The organism is Streptomyces sp. NPDC002130, from assembly GCF_040296465.1.
Lineage (GTDB): Bacteria > Actinomycetota > Actinomycetes > Streptomycetales > Streptomycetaceae > Streptomyces.
In genome coordinates this window covers 1-1,893 of the sequence record NZ_JBEOXI010000643.1, presented here as the reverse complement: position 1 = coordinate 1,893, position 1,893 = coordinate 1, and the positions used below count along the sequence as shown (strand labels likewise).

Annotated in this window: 3 protein-coding genes; all 3 read right to left on the bottom strand. The window is 62.4% G+C overall.

The features are described 5' to 3' along the window. Positions 1 to 40 precede the first annotated feature (40 nt). From ABT116_RS43930 to ABT116_RS43920, 3 genes are read right to left on the bottom strand one after another with little or no spacing between them, the layout of a single operon-like run. Positions 41 to 259 (bottom strand): hypothetical protein, encoded by a 219-nt coding sequence (locus tag ABT116_RS43930; protein ID WP_124566998.1) that lies wholly within the window; start codon positions 257 to 259, stop codon positions 41 to 43. Positions 260 to 314: 55 nt separating this feature from the next. Then, entirely contained in the window at positions 315 to 920 is a 606-nt protein-coding gene (locus tag ABT116_RS43925; protein ID WP_124566997.1) for a YqgE/AlgH family protein, read from the bottom strand. Between the two features lie 53 nt (positions 921 to 973). Further along, a complete protein-coding gene (locus ABT116_RS43920) occupies positions 974 to 1,669 on the bottom strand; it encodes a TetR/AcrR family transcriptional regulator (RefSeq protein WP_351646434.1) in 696 nt (231 codons plus the stop codon). Positions 1,670 to 1,893: the final 224 nt, after the last annotated feature.

Below are 1,893 nucleotides of genomic sequence, written 5' to 3'. Positions count from 1 at the left end.
GCCATGGCGCAACGCTTCGCGAATCGGGATCCGGTGAGCGTCAGCTAGCGAGCAACGCGTCCCGGGTCGCGTCGACGCAGCCACAACCGCCCTGCAGTTCAGCACAATCGATGGACAACGCATGGCGACTCGATGCCAGGTCGACACAGTTCACCCCGGTGCATTCGAGCGATCCGTCGACATGTCGCAGCAAAGAATCGTGGCAGTGATCGACATCCGAAACACAATCCGCGCACTGGATCTGACGCTCAGCGATCATTACTGCCACCTCTCTCGAAAACGATGACACAGGAATATCATCGACCTCCGACAGATCAGTTCCGTTCGACCTCGATGGGGTGACTGGCCAGCATCGCTACGGGCAGCGGCTGGCGTCGTAGCACCCGTGCCCAGACATCGACTCGGGGCGGCGTCAGCACATCCGACGGCAGTGAGCTGATCACCATCCAGTCTTCACGCTCGAGCTCCGAATCCAGCTGCCCCAGAGTCCAACCCGAGTACCCGGCAAAAATGCGGATCCCTTCGACCAGAGGAGCGATCACCTCCGGGTCCGAGTCCAGATCCACCATGACTACCTTGCCGTCCACCCGCCGCAGGCCGGCGACGCCGTCGATCCGTGCACCGTTTCGAGCGATTCCCAGGCAAAGCGCCGAGTCACGCTTGACTGGTCCACCGATGTACAGCGCCGAAGGATGCGCGGTCAACGGCGCCCACTGCGGCAACACGTTCTGCACGGCCGTCTCACTCGGCCGATTGACGACGACGCCCAAGCTCCCGGCGTCGTTGTGCTCGATCATGTAGATGACGGTGCGGCGAAATGCAGGTTCCGTGAGATCGGTCGACGACACCAACAAACTGCCCGGACGAACCTCCGGTTCTATCCAGGCCATTCGATCCTCGGGTTCTTCTGCGTGCGCCACAAAGACATCATCTCACCGACAACTGCGCGCGGAGGAACGAGACACAAGCGTGTTCAGGTCAGACCCGCCACATCGGCAAGTAGTGCCAAATGCCGCTCGAAAATCTCGCTCGCGTCGCTGAACGTATCGCTTCCGTACTGCCCGAACACCTCGAAGTTCACCGAACCGAACAGCGATACCCAGACGAGAGTTGCGCGCACGGCGGCATCCGGCGGCAGGTCGGTACCCAGTTCATTCCGCACTCCCTCGAGGTCCATTGCCAACGTGTCACTCAGGTCCGGACCCTCTCGCACCGTGAGTGCGCCCGCTCGATGTGCGGCGTCGATGATCCCGATCAGCCGGGTCACGACGAGAGTGCCAGGACCGGTGGTCTGCTCGCCCGGAGCGTCGTAACCGGGGACGGGGCTGCCGAACAGCAGACCGTAGCGGGCCGGTTCCCGGATCGCCCAACTCTGGACGGCACGTCCGAGAGCAACGAACTGCCCGCGAAAATCTTCTGCTGCAACGGCATTCACGGCAGCGTCCACTTCCGAGCCCAGTTCCGTGTACCCGTCCACCACCAGCAAGGTCAGCAGTTCGTCGCGACTGGCGACGTAGCGGTACACCGCTGAGGACACGACTCCCAGGTCACGTGCGACGGCCCGCAGAGACAAAGCTGCGGCGCCGACGGCAGCAAGATGCTCGCGTCCGATCCGGGTGATGTCCTGCAGCGTCTGTTCGCGCGCCCGCTCACGGGGAGTCCCAACCATGAGTCCATCTTGCCCCATGATCGAGAGCAGTATCAACAAAAGAGAGCACTGCTCTTGACAGCGCTGAGGCGCGGGTGCATTCTTGAAAACGAGAGCAGTGCTCTCAGTTCACCCGAAACGAGAAGGAGCACACCATGTCCCCCGGCGATGCCGAAGTGCTGGTCGAAGTGGTCGGTGGCGGAGCAGCGGGTGGAGCGGCGCAGGTTGTCCATGATGAAGTCCCG